The organism is Lelliottia nimipressuralis, from assembly GCF_004402045.1.
Lineage (GTDB): Bacteria > Pseudomonadota > Gammaproteobacteria > Enterobacterales > Enterobacteriaceae > Enterobacter > Enterobacter chinensis.
This window is the reverse complement of sequence record NZ_SOMG01000030.1, coordinates 809,694-829,260: the sequence shown is the minus strand read 5'-3', so window position 1 is coordinate 829,260 and position 19,567 is coordinate 809,694. Positions and strand designations below refer to the sequence as shown.

The 19,567-nt window shown below is 54.5% G+C and carries 22 protein-coding genes; 13 read left to right on the top strand and 9 right to left on the bottom strand.

What is annotated here, in order from left to right; genetic code table 11:
* Positions 1-4: 4 nt before the first annotated feature.
* From E3U32_RS21595 to E3U32_RS21565, 7 genes are all read left to right on the top strand, one after another.
* Positions 5-514: a GNAT family N-acetyltransferase gene (locus E3U32_RS21595; RefSeq protein ID WP_134350451.1), complete on the top strand. Its 510-nt coding sequence runs from the start codon at positions 5-7 to the stop codon at positions 512-514.
* 9 nt (positions 515-523) lie between these two features.
* Entirely contained in the window at positions 524-1,450 is a 927-nt protein-coding gene (locus E3U32_RS21590) for an amino acid ABC transporter permease (protein ID WP_134350450.1), read from the top strand.
* Positions 1,434-2,207, top strand: coding sequence for an amino acid ABC transporter ATP-binding protein (locus E3U32_RS21585; RefSeq protein WP_134350449.1), 774 nt, complete (start codon positions 1,434-1,436; stop codon positions 2,205-2,207). Before E3U32_RS21590 ends, E3U32_RS21585 begins: the two co-directional genes overlap by 17 nt.
* A gap of 9 nt (positions 2,208-2,216) precedes the next feature.
* Entirely contained in the window at positions 2,217-3,104 is an 888-nt protein-coding gene (locus tag E3U32_RS21580) for a transporter substrate-binding domain-containing protein (protein WP_134350448.1), read from the top strand.
* Positions 3,105-3,151: 47 nt separating this feature from the next.
* Positions 3,152-3,769 carry a glutathione S-transferase family protein gene (locus E3U32_RS21575; RefSeq protein WP_134350447.1) on the top strand — a complete coding sequence of 206 codons (618 nt, stop codon included), beginning with the start codon at positions 3,152-3,154 and terminating at the stop codon, positions 3,767-3,769.
* A gap of 37 nt (positions 3,770-3,806) precedes the next feature.
* The gene (gene pptA, locus E3U32_RS21570) at positions 3,807-4,037 is read left to right on the top strand and encodes a tautomerase PptA (protein ID WP_047348369.1); all 231 of its coding nucleotides are present in this window, start codon (positions 3,807-3,809) and stop codon (positions 4,035-4,037) included.
* Positions 4,038-4,231: 194 nt separating this feature from the next.
* Positions 4,232-5,233 carry a Kdo(2)-lipid IV(A) acyltransferase gene (locus tag E3U32_RS21565; RefSeq protein ID WP_134350446.1) on the top strand — a complete coding sequence of 334 codons (1,002 nt, stop codon included), beginning with the start codon at positions 4,232-4,234 and terminating at the stop codon, positions 5,231-5,233.
* A gap of 44 nt (positions 5,234-5,277) precedes the next feature.
* Here E3U32_RS21565 and E3U32_RS21560 read toward each other — a convergent pair whose 3' ends face one another.
* Both E3U32_RS21560 and E3U32_RS21555 read right to left on the bottom strand, forming a co-directional pair.
* Positions 5,278-6,963 carry an NAD-dependent malic enzyme gene (locus tag E3U32_RS21560; protein WP_134350445.1) on the bottom strand — a complete coding sequence of 562 codons (1,686 nt, stop codon included), beginning with the start codon at positions 6,961-6,963 and terminating at the stop codon, positions 5,278-5,280.
* A 32-nt stretch (positions 6,964-6,995) separates the two neighbouring features.
* Complete coding sequence (locus E3U32_RS21555; protein WP_134350444.1) at positions 6,996-7,943, bottom strand: AEC family transporter; 948 nt, start codon at positions 7,941-7,943, stop codon at positions 6,996-6,998.
* Positions 7,944-8,349: 406 nt separating this feature from the next.
* Here E3U32_RS21555 and E3U32_RS21550 point away from each other — a divergent pair, with 406 nt between their 5' ends.
* On the top strand, positions 8,350-9,675 hold the full coding sequence (locus E3U32_RS21550; protein ID WP_134350443.1) for a 2-hydroxycarboxylate transporter family protein: 1,326 nt from the start codon (positions 8,350-8,352) through the stop codon (positions 9,673-9,675).
* 34 nt (positions 9,676-9,709) lie between these two features.
* Here the strand turns inward: E3U32_RS21550 and E3U32_RS21545 are convergent, their stop codons facing one another.
* On the bottom strand, positions 9,710-10,171 hold the full coding sequence (locus tag E3U32_RS21545; RefSeq protein WP_134350442.1) for a winged helix-turn-helix transcriptional regulator: 462 nt from the start codon (positions 10,169-10,171) through the stop codon (positions 9,710-9,712).
* A gap of 60 nt (positions 10,172-10,231) precedes the next feature.
* On the opposite strand from E3U32_RS21545, the gene E3U32_RS21540 reads away from it, so the two are divergent.
* A complete protein-coding gene (locus E3U32_RS21540; RefSeq protein WP_134350441.1) occupies positions 10,232-10,468 on the top strand; it encodes a tautomerase family protein in 237 nt (78 codons plus the stop codon).
* A gap of 67 nt (positions 10,469-10,535) precedes the next feature.
* Here the strand turns inward: E3U32_RS21540 and E3U32_RS21535 are convergent, their stop codons facing one another.
* Positions 10,536-12,014, bottom strand: coding sequence for a PLP-dependent aminotransferase family protein (locus tag E3U32_RS21535; RefSeq protein ID WP_134350440.1), 1,479 nt, complete (start codon positions 12,012-12,014; stop codon positions 10,536-10,538).
* Between the two features lie 191 nt (positions 12,015-12,205).
* Between E3U32_RS21535 and E3U32_RS21530 the strand changes: the two genes are divergently transcribed.
* A complete protein-coding gene (locus E3U32_RS21530; protein ID WP_134350439.1) occupies positions 12,206-12,661 on the top strand; it encodes a GNAT family N-acetyltransferase in 456 nt (151 codons plus the stop codon).
* Between the two features lie 92 nt (positions 12,662-12,753).
* On the opposite strand, the gene E3U32_RS21525 is transcribed toward E3U32_RS21530, so the two are convergent.
* Entirely contained in the window at positions 12,754-13,056 is a 303-nt protein-coding gene (locus tag E3U32_RS21525) for an ArsR/SmtB family transcription factor (RefSeq protein ID WP_134350438.1), read from the bottom strand.
* Positions 13,057-13,217: 161 nt separating this feature from the next.
* Between E3U32_RS21525 and fusA the strand changes: the two genes are divergently transcribed.
* On the top strand, positions 13,218-15,317 hold the full coding sequence (fusA, locus tag E3U32_RS21520) for an elongation factor G (protein ID WP_134350437.1): 2,100 nt from the start codon (positions 13,218-13,220) through the stop codon (positions 15,315-15,317).
* 77 nt (positions 15,318-15,394) lie between these two features.
* Here the strand turns inward: fusA and E3U32_RS21515 are convergent, their stop codons facing one another.
* Positions 15,395-15,820: a DUF3828 domain-containing protein gene (locus E3U32_RS21515; RefSeq protein ID WP_134350436.1), complete on the bottom strand. Its 426-nt coding sequence runs from the start codon at positions 15,818-15,820 to the stop codon at positions 15,395-15,397.
* Between E3U32_RS21515 and E3U32_RS23930 the strand changes: the two genes are divergently transcribed.
* Positions 15,811-16,026: a hypothetical protein gene (locus E3U32_RS23930; protein ID WP_166790969.1), complete on the top strand. Its 216-nt coding sequence runs from the start codon at positions 15,811-15,813 to the stop codon at positions 16,024-16,026. The two genes, E3U32_RS21515 and E3U32_RS23930, sit on opposite strands and share 10 nt — an antisense overlap.
* A gap of 281 nt (positions 16,027-16,307) precedes the next feature.
* On the opposite strand, the gene E3U32_RS21505 is transcribed toward E3U32_RS23930, so the two are convergent.
* Positions 16,308-16,880, bottom strand: a complete 573-nt coding sequence (locus E3U32_RS21505) for a flavin reductase family protein (RefSeq protein ID WP_134350434.1) — start codon at positions 16,878-16,880, stop codon at positions 16,308-16,310.
* A gap of 106 nt (positions 16,881-16,986) precedes the next feature.
* Here E3U32_RS21505 and nhoA point away from each other — a divergent pair, with 106 nt between their 5' ends.
* Positions 16,987-17,823, top strand: coding sequence for an N-hydroxyarylamine O-acetyltransferase (nhoA, locus tag E3U32_RS21500; RefSeq protein ID WP_134350433.1), 837 nt, complete (start codon positions 16,987-16,989; stop codon positions 17,821-17,823).
* Positions 17,824-17,832: 9 nt separating this feature from the next.
* Here the strand turns inward: nhoA and E3U32_RS21495 are convergent, their stop codons facing one another.
* Positions 17,833-18,786 (bottom strand): GlxA family transcriptional regulator, encoded by a 954-nt coding sequence (locus tag E3U32_RS21495; protein WP_134350432.1) that lies wholly within the window; start codon positions 18,784-18,786, stop codon positions 17,833-17,835.
* A gap of 61 nt (positions 18,787-18,847) precedes the next feature.
* The gene (locus E3U32_RS21490) at positions 18,848-19,561 is read right to left on the bottom strand and encodes a cysteine hydrolase family protein (RefSeq protein WP_134350773.1); all 714 of its coding nucleotides are present in this window, start codon (positions 19,559-19,561) and stop codon (positions 18,848-18,850) included.
* Positions 19,562-19,567: the final 6 nt, after the last annotated feature.

The following is a 19,567-nucleotide window of genomic DNA, read 5'->3' as shown; positions in this document are numbered from 1 at the left end:
CGTGATGAGCGAACAATTTCGTGATGTTTCGCCGGAAGATGCCGAACTCCAGCCCATTATCGAGGGGCTGTTCGGTGAATATGCGGCCCGTTACGGGGACTACTTCTCTAAGGACGCGGAAGTCGAGCTGACGGAATGGTATCTGGCGCCGCAGGGGCTGTTTATCGTCCTGGAACGCGATGGTGAAATCATCGCTACCGGCGCCTACAAGCCCTTTGACGAGCGAACCGCAGAGATTAAACGTATCTGGACCAACAAATCCCTGCGCCAGCAGGGGCTTGCCGGGCGCGTGGTGCAGGAGCTGGAGCGCAGGGCAGTGCTGGCAGGGTATAGCCAGATCTACCTGACAACCGGTTTTCGTCAGCCGGAGGCAGTAAGGCTCTATCTCAGCCAGGGCTATCAGCCGCAGTTCGATCTGAACCGGGATCCGGAAGAGTATAGCCAGCCGCCGTTTGACGGCCGGCTGCGTTTCATCAAAACGCTGGTACGCGAAGCGTTCAGTCAAACCGCATGAGGAACGACGATGAGCAACGTTGAAACCATTAAGGTGGTCCCGGCGCGATATCCGCTGCGGGCCGTCGGCGCCGCGGTGGCGCTGTTTGTCCTGGCGGTCGTGATCCAGTCGGTGGCCTTTAACCCGCGCTGGGAGTGGGCGGTGTTCGCCCGCTGGTTCTTTGACCCGGTGATCCTCGAAGGTGTCGGTCAGACCCTGCTGCTGACGCTGATTGGTACCGCGCTGAGCGTGGTGATTGGCGGCATGCTGGCCCTGGCGAGACTCTCTTCGTCCTGGCTGTTGAGCAGCCTGGCGTGGGCTTACATCTGGCTGTTCCGGTCGCTGCCGCTGATCGTGGTGCTGATCATCCTGTACAACTTTTCCTATCTCTACGACACGCTCTCGCTTGGCGTGCCGTTCACCAGCATCACCTGGGGCAGTTTTGAAACCATCAACGTGCTGGGGCAGTTCTCCACCGCCGTGGTGGGTCTTACCCTTGTGCAGAGCGCCTATACCGCCGAGATAATTCGCGGCGGATTCCTCGGGGTCGACCACGGACAGTATGAGGCCGCCGCCGCGCTCGGCCTGCCGGCCTGGCGCCGCACGGTGCGCATCATTTTGCCGCAGGCGCTGCGCACTATTCTGCCTTCGGGGTTCAATGAAATCATCAGCCTCGCCAAGGGCACGGCGATGGTCTACGTCCTGGCGATGCCGGAGCTGTTTTACACCATCCAGATGATCTACAACCGCACGCAGGAGGTGATCCCGCTGTTGATGGTTGGAGCCGCCTGGTACCTGGTGATTACCACCGTCTTGTCCGCTATCCAGTACGGTGTCGAACGCGCGCTCGCCCGCAGCGAACGCCGCTCTGCCGTTAATCAGAACCGCGCTACACGTCGTAGCCGTTCCGTCACCACCGCACCAGCACAGGAGCCCGTCCATGCAAGCCTCTCCTGAAGGACACATTTCGATTACCGGCGTCAGTAAATTTTTTGGCCGCCATAAGGCGCTCGACAACGTCACGCTTGAGATCCCGCCCGGTTCGGTGACGGTGATCCTCGGGCCGTCCGGCTCGGGCAAATCGACGCTGCTGCGCACCATTAACCACCTGGAGCGCGTCGACGAAGGTTTTATCCAGATTGACGGCGATTACATTGGCTATCGCCGTCAGGGCGACCGGCTCTACGAGCTGAAAGAGAAGGAGATCCTCAAGCAGCGCGTGAACGTGGGCTATGTGTTCCAGAACTTCAACCTCTTTCCGCACCTCACGGTGCTGGAAAACCTGATAGAGGCACCGATCGCGCATAAAAAGCTCAGCAAAAAAGAGGCGCTGGAAAGGGCGTACAGCCTGCTGGACGTGGTTGGGCTGCGGGATAAAGCAGACGCCTGGTCCCGCCATCTTTCCGGCGGCCAGCAGCAGCGCATTGCCATTGCCCGCGCGCTGGCGCTGCGACCGCGCGTGATGCTGTTTGATGAACCTACCTCGGCATTGGATCCAGAGCTGGTGGGGGAAGTGCTGGATGTGATCAAAAAACTGGCCCGGTCCGGCACCACGCTGGTGGTGGTCACCCATGAGATCGGCTTTGCCCGGGAAGTGGCGGATCAGGTGGTGTTTATGGTCGACGGAAAAATTGTGGAACAGGGCAGCAGTGACGAGGTGTTAAACCGACCGTCACACCCGCGAACGCGTCAGTTCCTGTCGAAAGTGCTGTAAGGAGCGAAGATGAAATACGGACTTCTGGCGGGGCTGATCTTCTCAGCCGCCAGCCACGCCAGCATTGATTTAAAAGCCAACGAGCAGCCGCTGCCGGTGACGGTCGATCCTCAGGCGGTGGCGAAGATCCCCGCGAACTATAAGTTTGTTGAACCGGGGACGCTGACGGTCGCCATTTCGGCGCTGAACTCTCCGCCGCTGGCGCTGCTGGCCAGCGATAACCGGACGCGGATTGGCAGCGACCCGGATATCGCCCGCCTGCTGGCGGGCAGCCTGGGGCTGAAGCTGAAACTGGTGCCGACGGCGTGGGAAGACTGGCCGCTGGGGATCGCCTCCGGGCGCTACGACGTGGCGCTGGTGAACATTGCGGTGACCGAACAGCGTAAAGAGAAGTTCGATTTTGCGACCTACCGTGTTGATTCACTCGCGTTTTCGGTGAAATCCACCAGTGATGTGCAGTCTATTAAAAACGCGGAAGATCTGGCGGGAAAAAAGGTGATTGTCGGCTCTGGCACCAATCAGGAACGTATCCTGCTGGGCTGGAACGAAGAGAACCAAAAGGCAGGGCGGGCGCCTGCGCTGCCGGTCTATCTCCTCGACGATGCCTCGGGCAATCTCTATATTCAGTCCGGCAGGGCGGATGTGTTCTTCGGGCCGCAGTCGGTCTCAGCCTATAAAGCGGCGCTCACCGGCAAAACCCGCGTGGTCGGTTTAGGGCCGAAAAAAGCCTATGTCGCGACGACCACCAAAAAAGGCAATAAGCTGGTGTACGCGCTGCAGGCCGCGCTGAACGGTGCGATTAAGCGGGGAGATTACCAGAAGGTGCTGGCGCGCTGGGGAGAGCAGGGCGAAGCGGTGGCGCAATCGGATGTCAACCCGCCTGGGATAACCTACTAATGGTGCTCTACACTTAGGGTTTTCATCCCTTACCCTCAGGGGGCAACATGATTAAACTCTATGGCGTACCCGGCTGGGGCTCGGCAATCAGTGAAGTGATGCTAACCCTGGCTGATATCCCTTATCAATTTATCAACGTGGACGGGTTTGACCAGCCCGGTCCGCAGCGTGAGCTGTTGAAAAAGCTGAACCCGCTGTGCCAGGTCCCCACGCTGGAGCTGGAAAATGGCGTCATCATGACCGAAACGGCAGCGATTGCCCTGATGGTGCTCGACAGATGTCCCGATCTCGCCCCGCCCGTAGGGCAGGCCGAACGTCAGCAGTTTCAACGTTTGCTCATCTGGTTTGTGGCGAACGTCTATCCCACGTTTACATACGCAGACTATCCCGAACGCTGGGTGCCGGATGCGCCGGAGCAGCTGCAGAAAAACTGCATCGAATACCGGAAATCTCTCTATTTGTGGTTCGAAGATCGGCTCAAGGCTACCCCGTTTGCGCTGGGAGAACGGCTGACGCTGTTGGATGTGTACATTGCGGTGGCGCGCACCTGGGGTCCCCGTCACGCCTGGTTTGCGGCCAATACGCCGAAACTGACGGCCATCGCGGACACCGTATGCCAGCTGCCGGAACTGCACAAGGTGTTAAAGGCCAACGATATTATCTGATAACGTGGAGCTCTGACTCACAACTGGAAGCCTGCATATGCCACACGTAGATATCAAATGTTTTCCCCGTGATTTGAACGACGAACAAAAAACCGCCCTGGCGGCGGATATTGCCGAGGTGATTATTCGCCATTTCAACAGCAAAGACAGTTCCGTGTCGGTGGCGTTGAACCAGGTGAACCAGGAGGACTGGAAAGCGCAGGTCTGGGATACCGAAATAGGACCGAAGCTGGACGAGCTTATTAAGAAGCCCGGCTATTCAATGTAAGATCTTTTGCCGGGGAGCGGATCCGCACTCCCCGGTTTTCCCCGCCTTGTCTTCCCGTTTTTCGCAAAAATCGATAAAAATGAGTTTTGTCTTATCCGTTACACTTCACGTTTCTGCATGACATTTCATAAATCCTTAGGAAAAATCTTCACCAGAATCAGTTAAGGACAGACACGTTAAAGGATAATTTTCTGATGACAAAATTACCCCGGTTTTCACTTGCCTTTCTTCACCCCCGTTACTGGCTCAGTTGGGCCGGCATTGCCGCGCTGTGGCTCATTATGCTGCTACCTTATCCGCTGTTGTTCCGAATCGGCCACAGCCTTGGGCGGCTGGCGATGCGCCTGCTCCCTCGCCGCGTCGAGATTGCCCGTCGCAACCTTGAGTTGTGCTTTCCTAAGATGAGTGAGGACGAGCGCGAGACGTTGCTGCAGCGTAATTTCGAATCGGTAGGAATGGGGGTGATCGAAACCGGGATGGCGTGGTTCTGGCCTGCGTGGCGGGTGCGGAAATGCTACACCGTAGTGGGTTATGAGCACATGGAAAAAGCGCGGGCGAAAGGCAATGGCGTGGTGCTCGTTGGCATGCATTTTCTCACCCTTGAGCTGGGCGCGCGGATCTTTGGCATGCTTAACCCCGGCATTGGGGTGTATCGTCCTAACAATAATGCGCTGCTGGACTGGCTGCAGACGCGCGGGCGCCTGCGTTCCAATAAAACCATGCTCGACCGCCATGATTTAAAAGGCATGATCCGCTCGCTGAAGCAGAATGAAATTTTGTGGTACGCCCCGGACCATGACTATGGCAAAACCAATAGCGTCTTTGTGCCGTTTTTTGCGGTACCGGATGCCGCCACGACGGCGGGAAGCTATATGCTGGTCAAGAGCGCACGGCCTGCCGTTATCCCCTTCGTACCGCGACGCAGGGCGGATGGCACAGGTTACGAACTGATTATTCTGGAGGATATCGGTGAAGCGCTGCAGGGGGGAGATAAAGAATCCGTTGCGACGCAAATGAACAGGGCGATTGAGCAAGCGGTACGGATGGCACCAGAACAGTATATGTGGCTGCACCGCCGCTTTAAAACGCGTCCTGACGGCCAGCCTGACCGCTATGCCCGTCGCAAACAGGTGGCACCGCGGGTTGATATTCTGTCCGTCGACGATTTTTCTGACCGCTCGGGCGTACAGCACTAAAACAGCACAAAGGCCCTCACCGCGCGGTGAGGGCATGACCGAAGCTACAGCGCGGATCGGCGGTAAGGCGCATAGGTTGCCTGCCACCAGGTCTTCTCAATGCGCGCCATCAACATCTCATCATCTATCGCCGGGGCAACCCCCTGAGCAATTGCGGCCCGTGCGACGGCGACGGCTATCTGGCGTGACACCGTTTCAATACGATCAACCGGCGGCAGCAATCCACCTTTTTCCGTGGTGACCAGTGGCGACTGCGCGGCCAGACTGCGGCTTGCTGCCATTAACATTTCTTCGGTTACCCGGCGCGCGTCACAGGCCAGAACCCCTAATCCCAGCCCCGGGAAAATATAGGCGTTGTTACACTGTGCTATCTCATACTGCGCATTCTCCCAGAATACCGGAGCAAACGGGCTGCCGGTGGCTACCAGCGCGGCGCCCTGGGTCCAGGCGATAAGATCCTGCGGCTGTGCCTCTGCGCGAGAAGTCGGGTTCGAGAGCGGCATGATAATCGGGCGCGGGCAGTGGCGATGCATCTCTTTGACAATCTCTTCGCTGAACAGCCCCGGCTGGCCTGAAACGCCAATCATCACCGTTGGATGCGCATTCTTCACCACGTCCAGCAGGGAAATATTCTTCGCCTCTACCTGCCAGCGGCTAATGGCGTCGCGCGCGGTAAGCAGGTTTTTCTGGAAATCGAGCAGGTTGGTCATGTCGTCGGTCAGCAGACCGAAGCGGTCGACCATAAAGATCCGGCTGCGGGCTTCGGACTCGGTCAGGCCATCATCCACCATCAGCGCCACAATTTTTTCTGCAATTCCGCAGCCGGCGGAGCCGCTGCCCAGGAAGACTACGCGCTGATCGCGAATGCGCGTGCCCGCCGCATGGGCCGCGGCAATAAGCGTACCTGCGGTGACGGCTGCCGTCCCCTGGATGTCATCATTAAAGCAGCACAGCTGGTCGCGGTAGCGCTGGAGCAGTCTGGTGGCGTTTTTCTGGGCAAAGTCTTCAAATTGCAGGAGAACATTTGGCCAGCGCGCTTTGACGGTGCTGACAAACATATCCATAAACTCAGCGTACTGATCGTCGCTGATGCGCGGATGACGCCAGCCCATGTACATCGGGTCGTCCAGGTGCTGCTGATTATTGGTACCGACATCCAGCATGATCGGGAGGGTAGAGGCCGGATGGATCCCCCCGCAGGCGGTATACAGCGACAGCTTACCAATCGGAATGCCCATTCCGCCGATACCCTGATCGCCAAGACCTAAAATACGCTCCCCGTCCGTCACCACAATCACGCGAATGTCGTTGCGCGAGAAACTTTGCAGCATCTCATCAATACGATGGCGGTTAGGCCATGAAATAAATAACCCGCGAGCGCGGCGATAAATGGTGGAGAAATGCTCGCAGGCTTCACCCACGGTCGGGGTATAGATAATCGGTAACGTCTCTTTCAGATGCAAACGCAGGAGGTTATAAAAGAGGGTTTCATTGGTATCCTGAATATTGCGCAGATAAACATGACGGGAAATATCGCTTTTAAAATGGCAGAACTGCACCCAGGCGCGTTCGGTTTGTTCTTCAATCGTTTCAACGTTGTGCGGTAATAGCCCATGCAAATTAAAATTATCCCGCTCTTCTTTAATGAAAGCGAGTCCTTTATTTAATAACGGATTCTCCAGCAGTACGGCTCCGTTATAGGGCGTATACAACACTTCTTTGCGAGACATAGTTAACTCCTGAATTTTTTAAATAAAACAGATTAAGAGATGAAATAGATCATAATGCCTTCGGTCACGACCCCGACGGCAGTACCAATTAAGATGGATGAGGAAGCAGTATCAATATAGGTATCACTGCGTAACGCAAACATGCCCGCGGCGATAGCGGAAGGCGTCGCGCCAATAATAACAACCTGCTGCAGTAGGGTATGGCTAAGGCCAAAGGCGAGCCCTGCGGCGGCCATCATCGCCGGCTGAATAAGGTTTTTAATACTGATATTGGTAAAGGTCTGCACATTCAGCTTTGGACGCTCACCGTAAAACAGCAGGCCGAGGGCAAACAGGGAAAGTCCGCCTGAAACCTTACCCACCATCTCAATGGGCATGCTGAGAATAGACGGGATCTGCACGCCGGCCAGACTGAGCAGCACGCCGGAGACCGGTATCCAGACGATAGGATTACGTGCCGCTTTGATAAGATTCTGCACAATCATCGTGCCCGGGTGTAGTGCCTCCAGGCCGTCATGACCGTTTTTATCCCCCATACGAATCAGGACGATAGTCAGAGGGATCATGATAACGCTCGTGATAATATTGCCAATCAGGACGCCGATAAAACCTTCTGGCCCAATCAATACCGCCAGAACCGGCGCGCCGAAGTAGGCCATATCAGGAAAGGCGCAAACCAGAGACTGAATGGCGCTGGTTTTGATATCGTGGCGAAAAACATAGCGTGAAATAAATAACGTCAGTAAATAAGACCCCATTAAACCGACAACCAAAACGGCCATAAACGTCAGGTTTTTAATTTTATTGGGATCGGTATGCAATGCACCAATAAAAAGATGGAAAGGCAGGGCAAAACGAATCACCACGGTTGCCATGACGTTTGCATCTTCACGCCGGGAATATCCCAGCTTTCCACTTAGCCATCCAAGTAACATGATAAAGACGAGCGGAAACAGTGACTGTAATAGTAATGAAGGCATAGTATTTCCTGTAGGGTATTTTATGTGTTTTGTTGCAGCGCTAATCTAGCGGTTAGATAGCAGGGCAGGAGTGACAAGGGTCACACTCTCTCTGGTTTTATTAATTTCAAAAAGATTGCATTAGTTGGATAAGTAATACTTTCGTTAAAAATTGATAAGACGCAAGAAAACGACATTAGCAGCCATAAATAACTTTAGTTACTTAATGGTGAATTAAGTTATTTAAAGAGAAAGGGGAGTATTGTTCACATTTCTCCTGATAAGCCCGTGATAATTTCACAGTGAGCCTGTTTTTAGAAAAGGCCATCTAAGTCATTATTTGTATTTAAGAACATTTATTCGTATCAGGAATAGTTCCAGTTTATTCCTTTCTCTGCATATCCGAACACAATTTTCAGGTGATTATATGAAAGATAATCCTGTACCGACTTCTGCGCTGCCGACCTCGCGTTTCGCCTTTGGACTCAACAATACCGAGGTTGGCGCGGTCCCGCTGATGCTGTTTGTCGGGATTGCCGCCATTGTGGCGACGTCCGCCTGGGCAGGGCTGCTGCCGAAAAATATGATTGGTGGACTTGCGGTCATCATGACCCTCGGTTTCGCGTTTGCCAAAGTGGGGCGTCAAATCCCCCTGCTGAAGGATATCGGCGGTCCGGCAATTCTGTGCCTGATGGTGCCCTCCGTGCTGGTCTATTTTGGCGTCTTCGACAAACATACCCTTGGTACGGTGCATCTGCTGATGAAAGAGGCGAATCTGCTCTATTTCGTCATCGCTTGCCTGGTGGTCGGCAGTATTCTGGGAATGAACCGGGTGCTGCTGATCCAGGGGATGATGCGCATGTTTGTTCCGCTGGCGGCAGGAACATTCATGGCTGTGCTGAGCGGGCTCATTGTGGGGTCGCTGTTTGGTTATACCCCTTACCACACGTTCTTCTTTATCATCGTTCCGATTATTGGCGGCGGGATTGGCGAGGGGATTTTGCCCCTGTCCCTGGCCTATTCGGCCATACTGGGACAAACGCCGGACGTCTACGTTGCTCAGCTGGCACCCGCTGCGGTCGTGGGAAATATCTTCGCCATAATTTGTGCCGGCTCGCTGGCGCGTCTCGGGGCGAAACGTCCCGCGCTTTCGGGTAACGGTATGCTCACGCGGAGCAAAGAAGACGCTAGCCTGTTTGCCGGGGCGCAAAGTGCTCAACAGACGGATTTTCATCTGATGGGCGGCGGGTTGCTGATGGTGTGCGCGTTTTTCATCGTCGGAGGGCTGTTTGAAAAACTGGTCCACATTCCCGGCCCGGTGCTGATGATCCTGATTGCCGTTTTGTGTAAATACTTCAGGGTTATCCCGGCGTCCATGGAGCAGGGCGCGCACAGTTGCTATAAATTCGTCTCGGCTGCGCTTGTCTGGCCGCTGATGATCGGCCTCGGGATGTTATATGTGCCGCTCGAGAGCGTGGTGTCGGTCTTCTCGGTGGGGTACGTAGTGGTGTGCGGTTCGGTCGTGATTGCGATGGCGCTGAGCGGCTACTTTATTGCGTCGCGTCTGAATATGTATCCTGTGGAAGCCGCTATTGTGACCTGCTGCCACAGCGGTCTGGGCGGGACAGGGGACGTGGCCATTTTGTCCGCCTCTAACCGGATGTCGCTCATGCCGTTTGCACAGATTGCCACCCGCATCGGCGGCGCGTCGACGGTGATCGTTGCCACGCTGCTGATGGGATGGATCATGTAACGTGATGCGGGTAAGCCGGGCGACATCGCCGGGCTTACCCCCTGGTTGACGGCACAATGTGAACATGATTTTGTTTCACCTCCTGACCCCGCGTATTCACGTAGCCAATATGCAACGGATCCCCCGTTTCGCTGTCCACCAGGGTTAAATGCGGCGCGGTGTGTAACACATGTTTGTGCCCCCATTCCATCAGCGACAGAAGCACCGGGGCAAGGGTGCGGCTTTTATCGGTAAGCTGGTATTCATAGCGTTCCCGTTCACCTTCTTCCCGGTAAGGTATTCGGGAAAGCAACCCCAGCTCCGTCATCTGCTTTAAACGCGTCGCTAACGTCTGTTTCGTGATCCCGGTATGGCTTCGCATGGTTTCAAAGCGCGTCACCCCATAAAATGCCTCCCTCAGGATCAGTAAAATCCATTGATCGCCCACGATTTTGGCCCCTTCAGCCAGACCGCACAGTTCGGGCGAGAGGTAAGGCAACGATTTATCTTTTGACACCGGATGTTTTCCTTTCTAACCTAAGTATGATTTTTAGACCTTGGTGATAGGGAGAATACAATGCCTTTTGTGAATGTACAAACGATTAAAGGGATCATGAACGACGAGCAGAAGAGCGAGCTGCTGCGCCGGATGACGGACTTAATGGTGGAAATCGAGGGAAGAGGGGATCCGGAGTTCCGGCGCTCGGTCTGGATCCGGATTGATGAGCACGACCCTGAGCAGTGGAGCCTGGGGGGATTACAGCCCAACGCTGAAATGATTGCGAAGAAATTCGCGTCGACGCAGGCGTCCTGATGAGAGGTCGGGAGGTGCTATGACCTCCCGGCAATAATGGGCCTGACGCGCCTGCAACAGTATTTCCTTAAGCAAGACGGAAAATTGCCGCCATTTTTTTTACTGCGTCTTCCATTTCCCTGTCCGTGTAAGCGGCAAATCCCATTAAAAAACCGCTGGTTACGGGGCTGCCCGCATATAAACCGGTAAGCCCTAATATATCAACATTTGCGCGGCGGGCGGCGGCGGCAATCTCCTTCTCGGATATGCCGTTCCTGAGGTGACAAGGCATCTGCATGCCACCTGTTGGTGTTACGTACACAACATAATCAGAAAGATACTCGTCCATCAGGCTAGCCAGTTTGTCGCGACGAGCAACATAAACGCTCCGCATCTTGCGAATATAGGCACCAAAATGCCCTCCCTCCAAAAATTTAGCCAGCGTCAGTTGGGTGATTGAAGCGGTATGGCCGTCCATTAATGTCCTGGCCATGGTCAGGGGCTCTGTCAGTTCTGAGGGAACGATCATGTACGCAATACGCAGCCCGGGAAACAGGGACTTGGTGAACGTGCCGATATAAATCGTCCGGTTGTAAGCATCAAGCCCCTGAAGACAGGCCATAGGCTTTCCCTCGTAGTGAAACTCACTGTCATAGTCATCCTCAATGATCCAGGCGGAGTGACGATTTGCCCAGTCAATGACAGCCAGTCGTCGGTCAAGAGAGAGCGTCACCCCGGTAGGATACTGATGAGAAGGCGTAAGGTAGATAGCTCTGGCAGGCTCGGTCAGAGAATTCAGTGCGTCAACAGAGAGGCCTTTATCGTCAAGAGGAACCGGAATACGCTGCAGTCCGGCAGCGTTAAACGCTTTGTGTGCCCCTTGATAGCAGGGATCTTCAATGACAATGCCATCCCCGGCGTCCATCAGCACGTGGGAACAGAGAGCAAGCGCCTGTTGAGAACTTGTCAGAATGATGACCTGTTCAGCCCTCGCTCGCGTTCCGCGCTCAAGATTGACGTATTCCGCGATCGCTCTCCGCAGGCGTTCCATGCCCTGCGGAGGACTTTGCTCTAATATTCGGTGTTGATATTCCTTCAGGACCTGCCGCTGAAGGCGCTCCCAGGTTGGAATGGGAAACATGCGGGTCTCGGGGATACCTGGCGCCAGCGGGCGGGGCGAAGAAAATTCGCGGATCCCGCCACTTTCATAGATGACCTTTCCACGGGCGCTGAGGTTTGCTTTTCGTCTCTCTGCGGCTGGATGATGCTGTCGGGAATGGGGTTTTAAACATCGCGCGCTGGAAGAGACAAAGCTTCCTCTGCCCGTTTGTCGCTCAATAAAACCTTCTGCATGCAGGCTGGAATAGGCTGCTTCAATCGTATCCCGGGAAACATTCAGTGAGGTAGCCAGCGCACGTGAAGCAGGGAGGGCCTTACCGTGAGATAAGATCCCTTCCAGTATCAGAGTCCGTATCGCTCTCTGGATCCGTTCATGAAGGGGCAGCGATCCGTTTGAAGGATCAATTATCCATGCCTTAACCGTTTCAAGCTGTGCGTGCTTAAACATTTTTTTCCACTCTCCCTCGTGTGGCCTTCATTCTAAAACAATACGGTAAAATTGGTCTGCTTCATTTGCGAAAATTGGCGGGGCTCACCGTGCCATTTAGCGCATACACTCGTCCCGAAACCGTGGAGGACTGCCGTGATGTGCTATATGCAGGAATCCAGAATGAATCATGAATAAACAACGAGGCTGGTATGAATAATACGATTGTGACCATTGAGGCTGTCCGGGAGGGTGATTATGAAAGCTGGTTGCCACTGTGGGGGAAATATCAGGAATTTTATCAGGTCGATCTCTCAGGCGCTGTTTCGCAACGAACCTGGCAACGATTTTTCAGCCCCGTTGAACCGCTATTCTGTGTGGTGGCGAGACTTAATGGTGAGATAGTGGGTTTTGCTCATTACCTTTTTCACCGCTCGACCTGGGCTGAGAGCGATTACTGTTACCTCGAAGATTTATATGTTTGCGATGCTGTCAGGGGCAAACACATTGGCAAACAGTTAATAGAATATGTTCAGCGAGAAGCAAGAAAACACCATGCCGCTCATCTTTACTGGCATACGCATGAAGCGAATTACCGCGGGCAACGATTGTATGACTGGGTTGCGAGAAAAAGCGGCATGATTGAATATCGTATGCACGTAAGATAAATCCCATGGCTGACGTGATGCCCCTCAAATGTTGACGGGGCGTTTTCTATTATATCGCTGACAGCAATGATCGGGGGAAACCAGGCCCCTCCTTATGATTTAGCCCGCAAAAGTATTTCCATCAGCCCTGGAAAACGGGCATCCAGCTCCTCTCTGCGCAACGAAATCATATTTTCTCGTCCCTGCGGACGCTGCCAGATGACCCCGCTGTCGCGCAACACGCGCCAGTGATGGGTCATCGTGGATTTCACCACATCTTCCGGGCGCAGCGCATTACAGCTGAGTTCGCTGCCGTCGGCAAGCCGGCGAATAATCGACAGCCGGAGCGGGTTGCCGAGGGCAAACAGCACATTTTCCAGCAGTATTTGTTCAGTTTCGGGATGGTTTTGGATCATCGTTTTCCTGCGTATGACGTCAGATTGAGCTATATCAACAATAGGTCAACTACTAAAAAATAGTTCGATAATACTCGTACAATAGGACTATTATAGCAAACGAACGAATACGCGACCATCCCGGTCGTCACATACAGGTCATAAAGACTTAAGGAAATATCATGCCCCGACCCATCCCTCTCGAACGTTATCGCAACATCGGTATCTCCGCGCATATCGATGCCGGTAAAACGACCACCACCGAGCGCATCCTGTTTTACACCGGGATGAGCCACAAGCTGGGCGAAGTACACGATGGCGCGGCAACCACCGACTGGATGGCGCAGGAGCAGGAGCGCGGGATCACCATTACCTCCGCGGCCGTCAGCTGCTTCTGGCCGGGTATGGACAGAGGGTTTGAACCGCACCGGATCAACATCATCGATACCCCTGGGCACGTGGATTTCACCATTGAGGTGGAACGTTCCATGCGCGTACTCGACGGTGCCGTGATGGTGTATGACTCCGTTGGCGGCGTGCAGCCTCAGTCCGAAACCGTCTGGCGTCAGGCGAATAAGTATCACGTACCGCGTCTGGCCTTCGTCAACAAAATGGACCGTCCGGGTGCCGATTTCTTCCGCGTCGTGCGGATGATGCAGGAGCGCCTGAAGGCAAATCCGGTACCGATTGTGATTCCGGTTGGCGCGGAAGAGCATTTCACCGGCGTGGTGGATCTCATCAAGATGCGCACCATTCTGTGGGACGATGCCACCCAGGGCATGGTGTTCACCTACGCACCCGTGCCGGATGATTTAGTGAAAACCGCCCAGGAATGGCGGGAAAAAATGGTCTCTGCGGCGGCGGAAGCCAGCGACGATCTGATGGATAAATACCTGGAGACGGGCGATCTGGAGGAGGCGGAAATCATCAGAGGGCTGCGTATTCGCACTATCTCGGGTGAAATCCAGCCGATGCTGTGCGGCAGCGCGTTTAAAAACAAAGGCGTGCAGCGCATGCTCGATGCGGTCATTGAGCTGATGCCGTCGCCGCTGGACGTGCCGGCGATTGATGGCGTGGATGAAAAAGGGCAGCATGCCGAGCGCCATCCCAGTGATGATGAGCCGTTCTCCGCGCTGGCGTTTAAGCTGATGAGCGATCCGTACGTCGGGCAGCTAACCTTTATCCGCGTTTACTCTGGCGTGCTGCGCAAAGGCGACGCGGTGTATAACCCGGTGAAAGGGAAGAAAGAGCGTATCGGGCGTATCGTGCTGATGCATGCCAACGATCGCCATGAGGTGGACGAACTGCGCGCCGGGGACATTGCGGCCTGCGTTGGGCTGAAAGATGTGACCACGGGGGATACCTTAACCGACCCGAATGCGGTGATCACGCTTGAGCGGATGGAGTTCCCGGATCCGGTTATCTCGCTGGCGATCGAGCCGAAAACGAAAGGCGATCAGGAGAAAATGGGGATCGCGCTGCAGCGTCTTGCGGCGGAAGATCCGTCTTTCCGCCTGCATACTGACGAAGAGTCCGGCCAGACCATTATCTCCGGGATGGGTGAGCTACACCTTGAGATTATCGTCGACCGCATGAAGCGTGAGTTTGGCGTCGAGGCGAACATTGGTCGCCCGCAGGTAACCTACCGCGAAACCTTGCGTAAAGCGGTGAAGGATATCGAAGGCAAATTTGTCCGTCAGTCCGGTGGTAAAGGGCAGTACGGTCACGTAGTGCTGAGCCTTGAGCCGACCGAACCCGGCAGTGGCTTTACGTTTGAAGATGCCACCAAGGGCGGCGTGGTGCCGCGCGAGTATATTCCGTCCGTTGAGAAAGGGCTGCGGGAAGCCATGAACAGCGGCGTGCTGGCGGGGTATCCGGTTGTTGATGTCAAAGCGACGCTGACGTTTGGTTCGTATCATGAAGTCGACTCCTCGGAGATGGCGTTCCGCATGGCGGCGATCCACGGCTTTAAAGAGGGCGCTCGCAGGGCGGATCCGGCGATTCTTGAGCCGATCATGCACGTGGAGGTGGAAACACCAGAGGAGTACGCCGGCAACATTATGGGCGATCTCTCCTCCCGTCGCGGCATGGTGCAGGGGATGGAAGAGCAGTACGGAAGCCAGATTATTCGTGCTGATGTGCCGCTGGCCGAGATGTTTGGTTACGCCACGACTTTGCGCTCAATGTCCCAGGGACGCGCGACGTACACGATGGAATTTCATCATTTTGCGGAAGCCCCGCGGAATGTTGCGGATGAGATTATTGCGCGGCGTGCGAAGTAGTTAATTAATTGCACGCGGTAGCCGCTGGGCTACCGCGTGCTTTTTACGCTGGTACAGGCGGCTTTCATATCACGTTGTCATTTAATCAGCGTGGCTGATCGAACTTTCCATTTCCCTTTTTCCTCAACGAGACAATCGGCAACAACGTGATCCTGCTTTTTACCAAACGCGATATACACGTTTGTGCAAACGGCATCAAAATCAGAATGCAACACTGTTATCCGATCCCAGTCCTCATTCCAGTCCTGCGATTTAATAAACATATCCGCATCGGGCATGTCTTTTTCGTTACTGTCGCCAGAGTACATCTCTTTAATTGCTGCGATAGTTTCTGAAGTAACGTAGTCACTCATGCTGTCCGGATTGAGGACTGGCGGTTTGTCCTGATTCAACTGCGCGATATACCATTGATTGAATTTAAGCGCCGCCATCCCCGGTGGAGAGATGCTATCAGCGACGGCGAACGGAGACAGGGCGAAAAGAAAAAAGAAGAGTGCTTTCATTAGTCATGCCTGAAGAGTTCGTAATGGGGTTGTATGCTTCGGTAAGCCTGTCCTGGGTACAGGGTGCGTTGTACAAAATCGCTGATCCACTGCTGGCCATCGTAGATGCAAACGTGTCCGCTATCGTGGCCCACAATATTCTGGATAACGGCTACGTCGCCTGCATGCGGTTGATCATATACCAGGCGGAAGCCAGCGTTGACTAATGTCAGCCCCATGTCTTTTGCAAGACGCGTATTAGGGATTTTTAATCTTCCTCCGGCTCTTATTGCTTCGGTGACGTAGTGAGCACAATTGCCTGTGCTCTTCGATTGGGCGTGCGATCGGGCATATGAGATTGCACCATCTTTATTCCATGACATCGATATTTCCTTAATGAAAATTGCTAATGCAGCAGACCCAGAAATATCCTCCGTTTTACTTCGTTGTGGTAAACATAAAATGCCATGGAAAATACTTATATTTCAGTAGGATATAATTGACGAAATCAATCCAGCGCCTTCACCATCTTCCCACTCGCCACAAACGTCCCGGCCCCAAGGTGATGCAGCGTATTCAGCTTATCGCTGTCAAACTGCCAGCGTCCGGCGACAAACGCGCGTTCATCTGCCGCCGCCGATACCACTTCGCCAAACAGCGTATCGTATTTTTCTGCCGCCGATGTGGCGGGTAATAACCGACACTCCATCCACGCCAGACATTTTTCTTCAATGACGGGCAGGCCGAGTGCGGGACCGTTTACGACCGGGATCCCATAGCAGTTGAATTTGTCTTCATCGCGCCCGCTGACGCTACCCACAGCGTAGGTCCAGTTGGCCGCCGCCACGCCGGGGATGACGATGCCAAACTTCCCGCTGCGTTCGATCAGCTCGCGCGACCAGGCGCTTTTATCCACTACAATGGCGATGCGCGGCGGCTCGAATTCGACGGGCATTGACCATGCGGCGGCCATCACGTTGCGTCTGTCCAGGGTTTCATCCCGGCTGGTAATCAGCACGGTGGGGCCGTGGTTCAGCAGACGGCTGGCATGACGTAATTCAACAGGGCGAAAGTGGCTCATAGGTTCTCCTCATAAATAATGGAGTATGCAGAAAAAGCACGGAAATCAAAGTGAACGCGTAGAATTAGTTTATAAACAAAACATCACTTTTAAAGGAACCTGATGCATGTCCCCCTTTCTGACTGCCTATTTTGCTCGCATCGGCTGGAAGCTACCGGCTTCTGCTGATATCGGCACCCTGCGCGCGCTGCATTTACATCACAACTGCGCGGTCCCCTTTGAGAATATTGATGTTGTCCTGCCGCGCGAAATCCAGCTTGACGATTCGTGCCTGGTCGACAAACTGGTGACCGCCCGCCGGGGGGGATATTGCTTTGAGCAAAACGGCCTGTTTGAGCGCGTATTGCGCGAAGTCGGGTTTACGGTACGTAGCGTGCTGGGCCGCGTGGTATTGGCGAGTCCGCCGCAGATGCCGCCGCGCACGCACCGACTGCTGCTGGTGGAACTTAACGGTGAGCGCTGGATTGCCGACGTTGGGTTTGGCGGCCAGACGCTGACGGCGCCGATTCGTCTGCTCGCAAACGAAGAACAGGAGACGCCCCACGGGCTTTACCGTCTGCTGAGCGAGGGGAACGACTGGGTGCTGCAGTTCCGTCACCACGAGCACTGGCAGTCGATGTACCACTTTGACCTGACGACGCAGTATTTCAGTGATTACGTGATGGGGAATTTCTGGTCGGCGCACTGGCCGCAGTCGCATTTCCGCCATCATCTGCTGATGTGTCGTCATCTGCCGGACGGCGGCAAGCTGACGCTGACCAACTTTAACTTTACCCACTGGCAGAATGGCCATGTAGAGGAGCAGATCCATCTTCCCGATGCTGCGGCGCTGTATCAACTGATGCAGACGCGCTTTAGGCTGGGCGTTGACGATCCGAAGCACGGTTTTTCACTGGCAGAACTGACGGCGGTGATGGCGGGGTTTGATACTCACGGGAAATAACGTAGACCGCTATCGGCCGCGAAATTCGCGTCGATAGCGGGAAGGAGACGTATTTAGCAGATTGTTAAAGTGGCGGCGCAAGGAGGTTGTCGAGGGAAAACCGACGCGCTCAGCAATATCCTCCACCGGCTGGTCAGTTTTTTCGAGATAGCGTTGCGCGACGATAATGCGTTGGTTAAGCAGCCAGCGCGAAAAACTCTCCCCAGTTGTTTGCTGAAAACGGCGGGTAAAGCTGCGCCGGCTCATGCAGGCTTTCTCCGCCACGCAATTCAGCGTGAGTGCGAGCTGAAGATTCTCCGTCGCCCAGGCCAGCGCATCGGTGAAATAATCCCCGCGACGCGTATTCTGAACCGGCAGCTCTACATACTGCCGCTGCCCACCCTGGCGATGGGGCGGCACAACCAGCAAACGCGCTACGCTGTTGGCCACTTCTGCTCCCCAGGCCTGACGCACCAGATGCAGGCAGCAGTCAATGCTGGCCGCCGTTCCCGCAGACGTGACAACGTCACCATCATCAATATAAAGCACGTCTTTGTCCATTTGTACGGAGGGATAGAGGCGCTGAAAATCAGCCGCCCATCGCCAGTGCGTTGTCGCAGGGCGATGTTCCAGTAACCCGGCGGCGGCAACCACAAACGCGCCCATGCACAAACCCACAATGCGTGCACCCGCAGCATGCGCCTTTATTAGCGCCAGCAAGAGGTCGGGATCCGGGGCACGATCGGGGACATCCCAGCTTGGGACGATCACCATATCCATTCCGGCCAACGCATCCAGCCCACGTTCAACAACGATAGAAAAGCCGGCATTGGTTTTAAGTACGCTGGGTGTTGTGGCGCAAACGACTAACTCACAAAGGGGCTCGCCTTGTGGCGTTAGCGCTTTCTCAAACACGGCATAAGGCACCGAAAGGTGAAAAGGGATGATGCCATCAAATACCACAATACCAATTTTCAACGTCATAAAAGCCTCCATGTGCCAGCCAGTATAGAAGTCTGGCTGGCGACAGTGATCAAGTCCGGTCTTATTTTGTGACCGGCAGTGCCATAACGTCTTTGGTGGTCATTATCTCAGCGAATACATCGGCCACACCGGCTAATGCCGCTCGCTGCAGCGTTTTGTGATCCACCACGCCGCCCTTGCCGTCATCAAGATCGCGTGTTGCCGTTGCATCTTCAGGAATAATCACGCTGTAACCCAGCGGTACTGCGTCACGTGCAGTCGACGAAATGCACATATGCGTCATCAGGCCAATCACAATCACCGTTTTAATCCCTTTTTTCTTTAATTGCGCATCCAGATCGGTGCCAACAAAAGAACTGGGGGTCGCTTTGGTGATAATGGCGTCTTGCGCAGAAGGCTGCAGATCTTTATGGAACTGCGCATAAACAGATCCTTCGGCAAACAGTGGGCTGTCTTTCGGCCCCATATGACGAACGAAGTAGACCGGCATCCCTTTTTGATGGGCATAGCTGACCAGTTTTTGACTGTTTTTCAGTACTTTTTCACCATCCGGGATAACCATCTGACCGCGAAAATCTTTTGATGCGTAATATTCGTTTTGAATATCCACCACGATTAACGCAGTTTCAGAAGCCGATAAGGAAGGGGTTGCCGTTGCGCCCGTCATTGCGCGAATGGTTTTGCTATTTATGCTGGTTGTCTCCTGTGCGGTAGCGTAAGTGGAAAATGCGCTCATCATGCCGATCATCAATGCCGTACGAAAAAAAGGTTTCATCACGAT

Bases quoted from the DNA above. Each gene is read 5' to 3' on its own strand.
- fusA (WP_134350437.1), top strand. From the start codon at position 13,218: ATGCCCCGACCCATCCCTCTCGAACGTTATCGCAACATCGGTATCTCC.
- E3U32_RS21505 (WP_134350434.1), bottom strand. From the start codon at position 16,880: ATGAGCCACTTTCGCCCTGTTGAATTACGTCATGCCAGCCGTCTGCTG.
- E3U32_RS21555 (WP_134350444.1), bottom strand. From the start codon at position 7,943: ATGCCTTCATTACTATTACAGTCACTGTTTCCGCTCGTCTTTATCATG.
- E3U32_RS21595 (WP_134350451.1), top strand. From the start codon at position 5: ATGAGCGAACAATTTCGTGATGTTTCGCCGGAAGATGCCGAACTCCAG.
- E3U32_RS21540 (WP_134350441.1), top strand. From the start codon at position 10,232: ATGCCTTTTGTGAATGTACAAACGATTAAAGGGATCATGAACGACGAG.
- E3U32_RS21585 (WP_134350449.1), top strand. From the start codon at position 1,434: ATGCAAGCCTCTCCTGAAGGACACATTTCGATTACCGGCGTCAGTAAA.
- pptA (WP_047348369.1), top strand. From the start codon at position 3,807: ATGCCACACGTAGATATCAAATGTTTTCCCCGTGATTTGAACGACGAA.
- E3U32_RS21580 (WP_134350448.1), top strand. From the start codon at position 2,217: ATGAAATACGGACTTCTGGCGGGGCTGATCTTCTCAGCCGCCAGCCAC.
- E3U32_RS21490 (WP_134350773.1), bottom strand. From the start codon at position 19,561: ATGAAACCTTTTTTTCGTACGGCATTGATGATCGGCATGATGAGCGCA.
- E3U32_RS21515 (WP_134350436.1), bottom strand. From the start codon at position 15,820: ATGAAAGCACTCTTCTTTTTTCTTTTCGCCCTGTCTCCGTTCGCCGTC.
- E3U32_RS21565 (WP_134350446.1), top strand. From the start codon at position 4,232: ATGACAAAATTACCCCGGTTTTCACTTGCCTTTCTTCACCCCCGTTAC.
- E3U32_RS21530 (WP_134350439.1), top strand. From the start codon at position 12,206: ATGAATAATACGATTGTGACCATTGAGGCTGTCCGGGAGGGTGATTAT.
- E3U32_RS21525 (WP_134350438.1), bottom strand. From the start codon at position 13,056: ATGATCCAAAACCATCCCGAAACTGAACAAATACTGCTGGAAAATGTG.
- E3U32_RS21535 (WP_134350440.1), bottom strand. From the start codon at position 12,014: ATGTTTAAGCACGCACAGCTTGAAACGGTTAAGGCATGGATAATTGAT.
- E3U32_RS21590 (WP_134350450.1), top strand. From the start codon at position 524: ATGAGCAACGTTGAAACCATTAAGGTGGTCCCGGCGCGATATCCGCTG.
- E3U32_RS21560 (WP_134350445.1), bottom strand. From the start codon at position 6,963: ATGTCTCGCAAAGAAGTGTTGTATACGCCCTATAACGGAGCCGTACTG.
- E3U32_RS21495 (WP_134350432.1), bottom strand. From the start codon at position 18,786: ATGACGTTGAAAATTGGTATTGTGGTATTTGATGGCATCATCCCTTTT.
- nhoA (WP_134350433.1), top strand. From the start codon at position 16,987: ATGTCCCCCTTTCTGACTGCCTATTTTGCTCGCATCGGCTGGAAGCTA.
- E3U32_RS21550 (WP_134350443.1), top strand. From the start codon at position 8,350: ATGAAAGATAATCCTGTACCGACTTCTGCGCTGCCGACCTCGCGTTTC.
- E3U32_RS21575 (WP_134350447.1), top strand. From the start codon at position 3,152: ATGATTAAACTCTATGGCGTACCCGGCTGGGGCTCGGCAATCAGTGAA.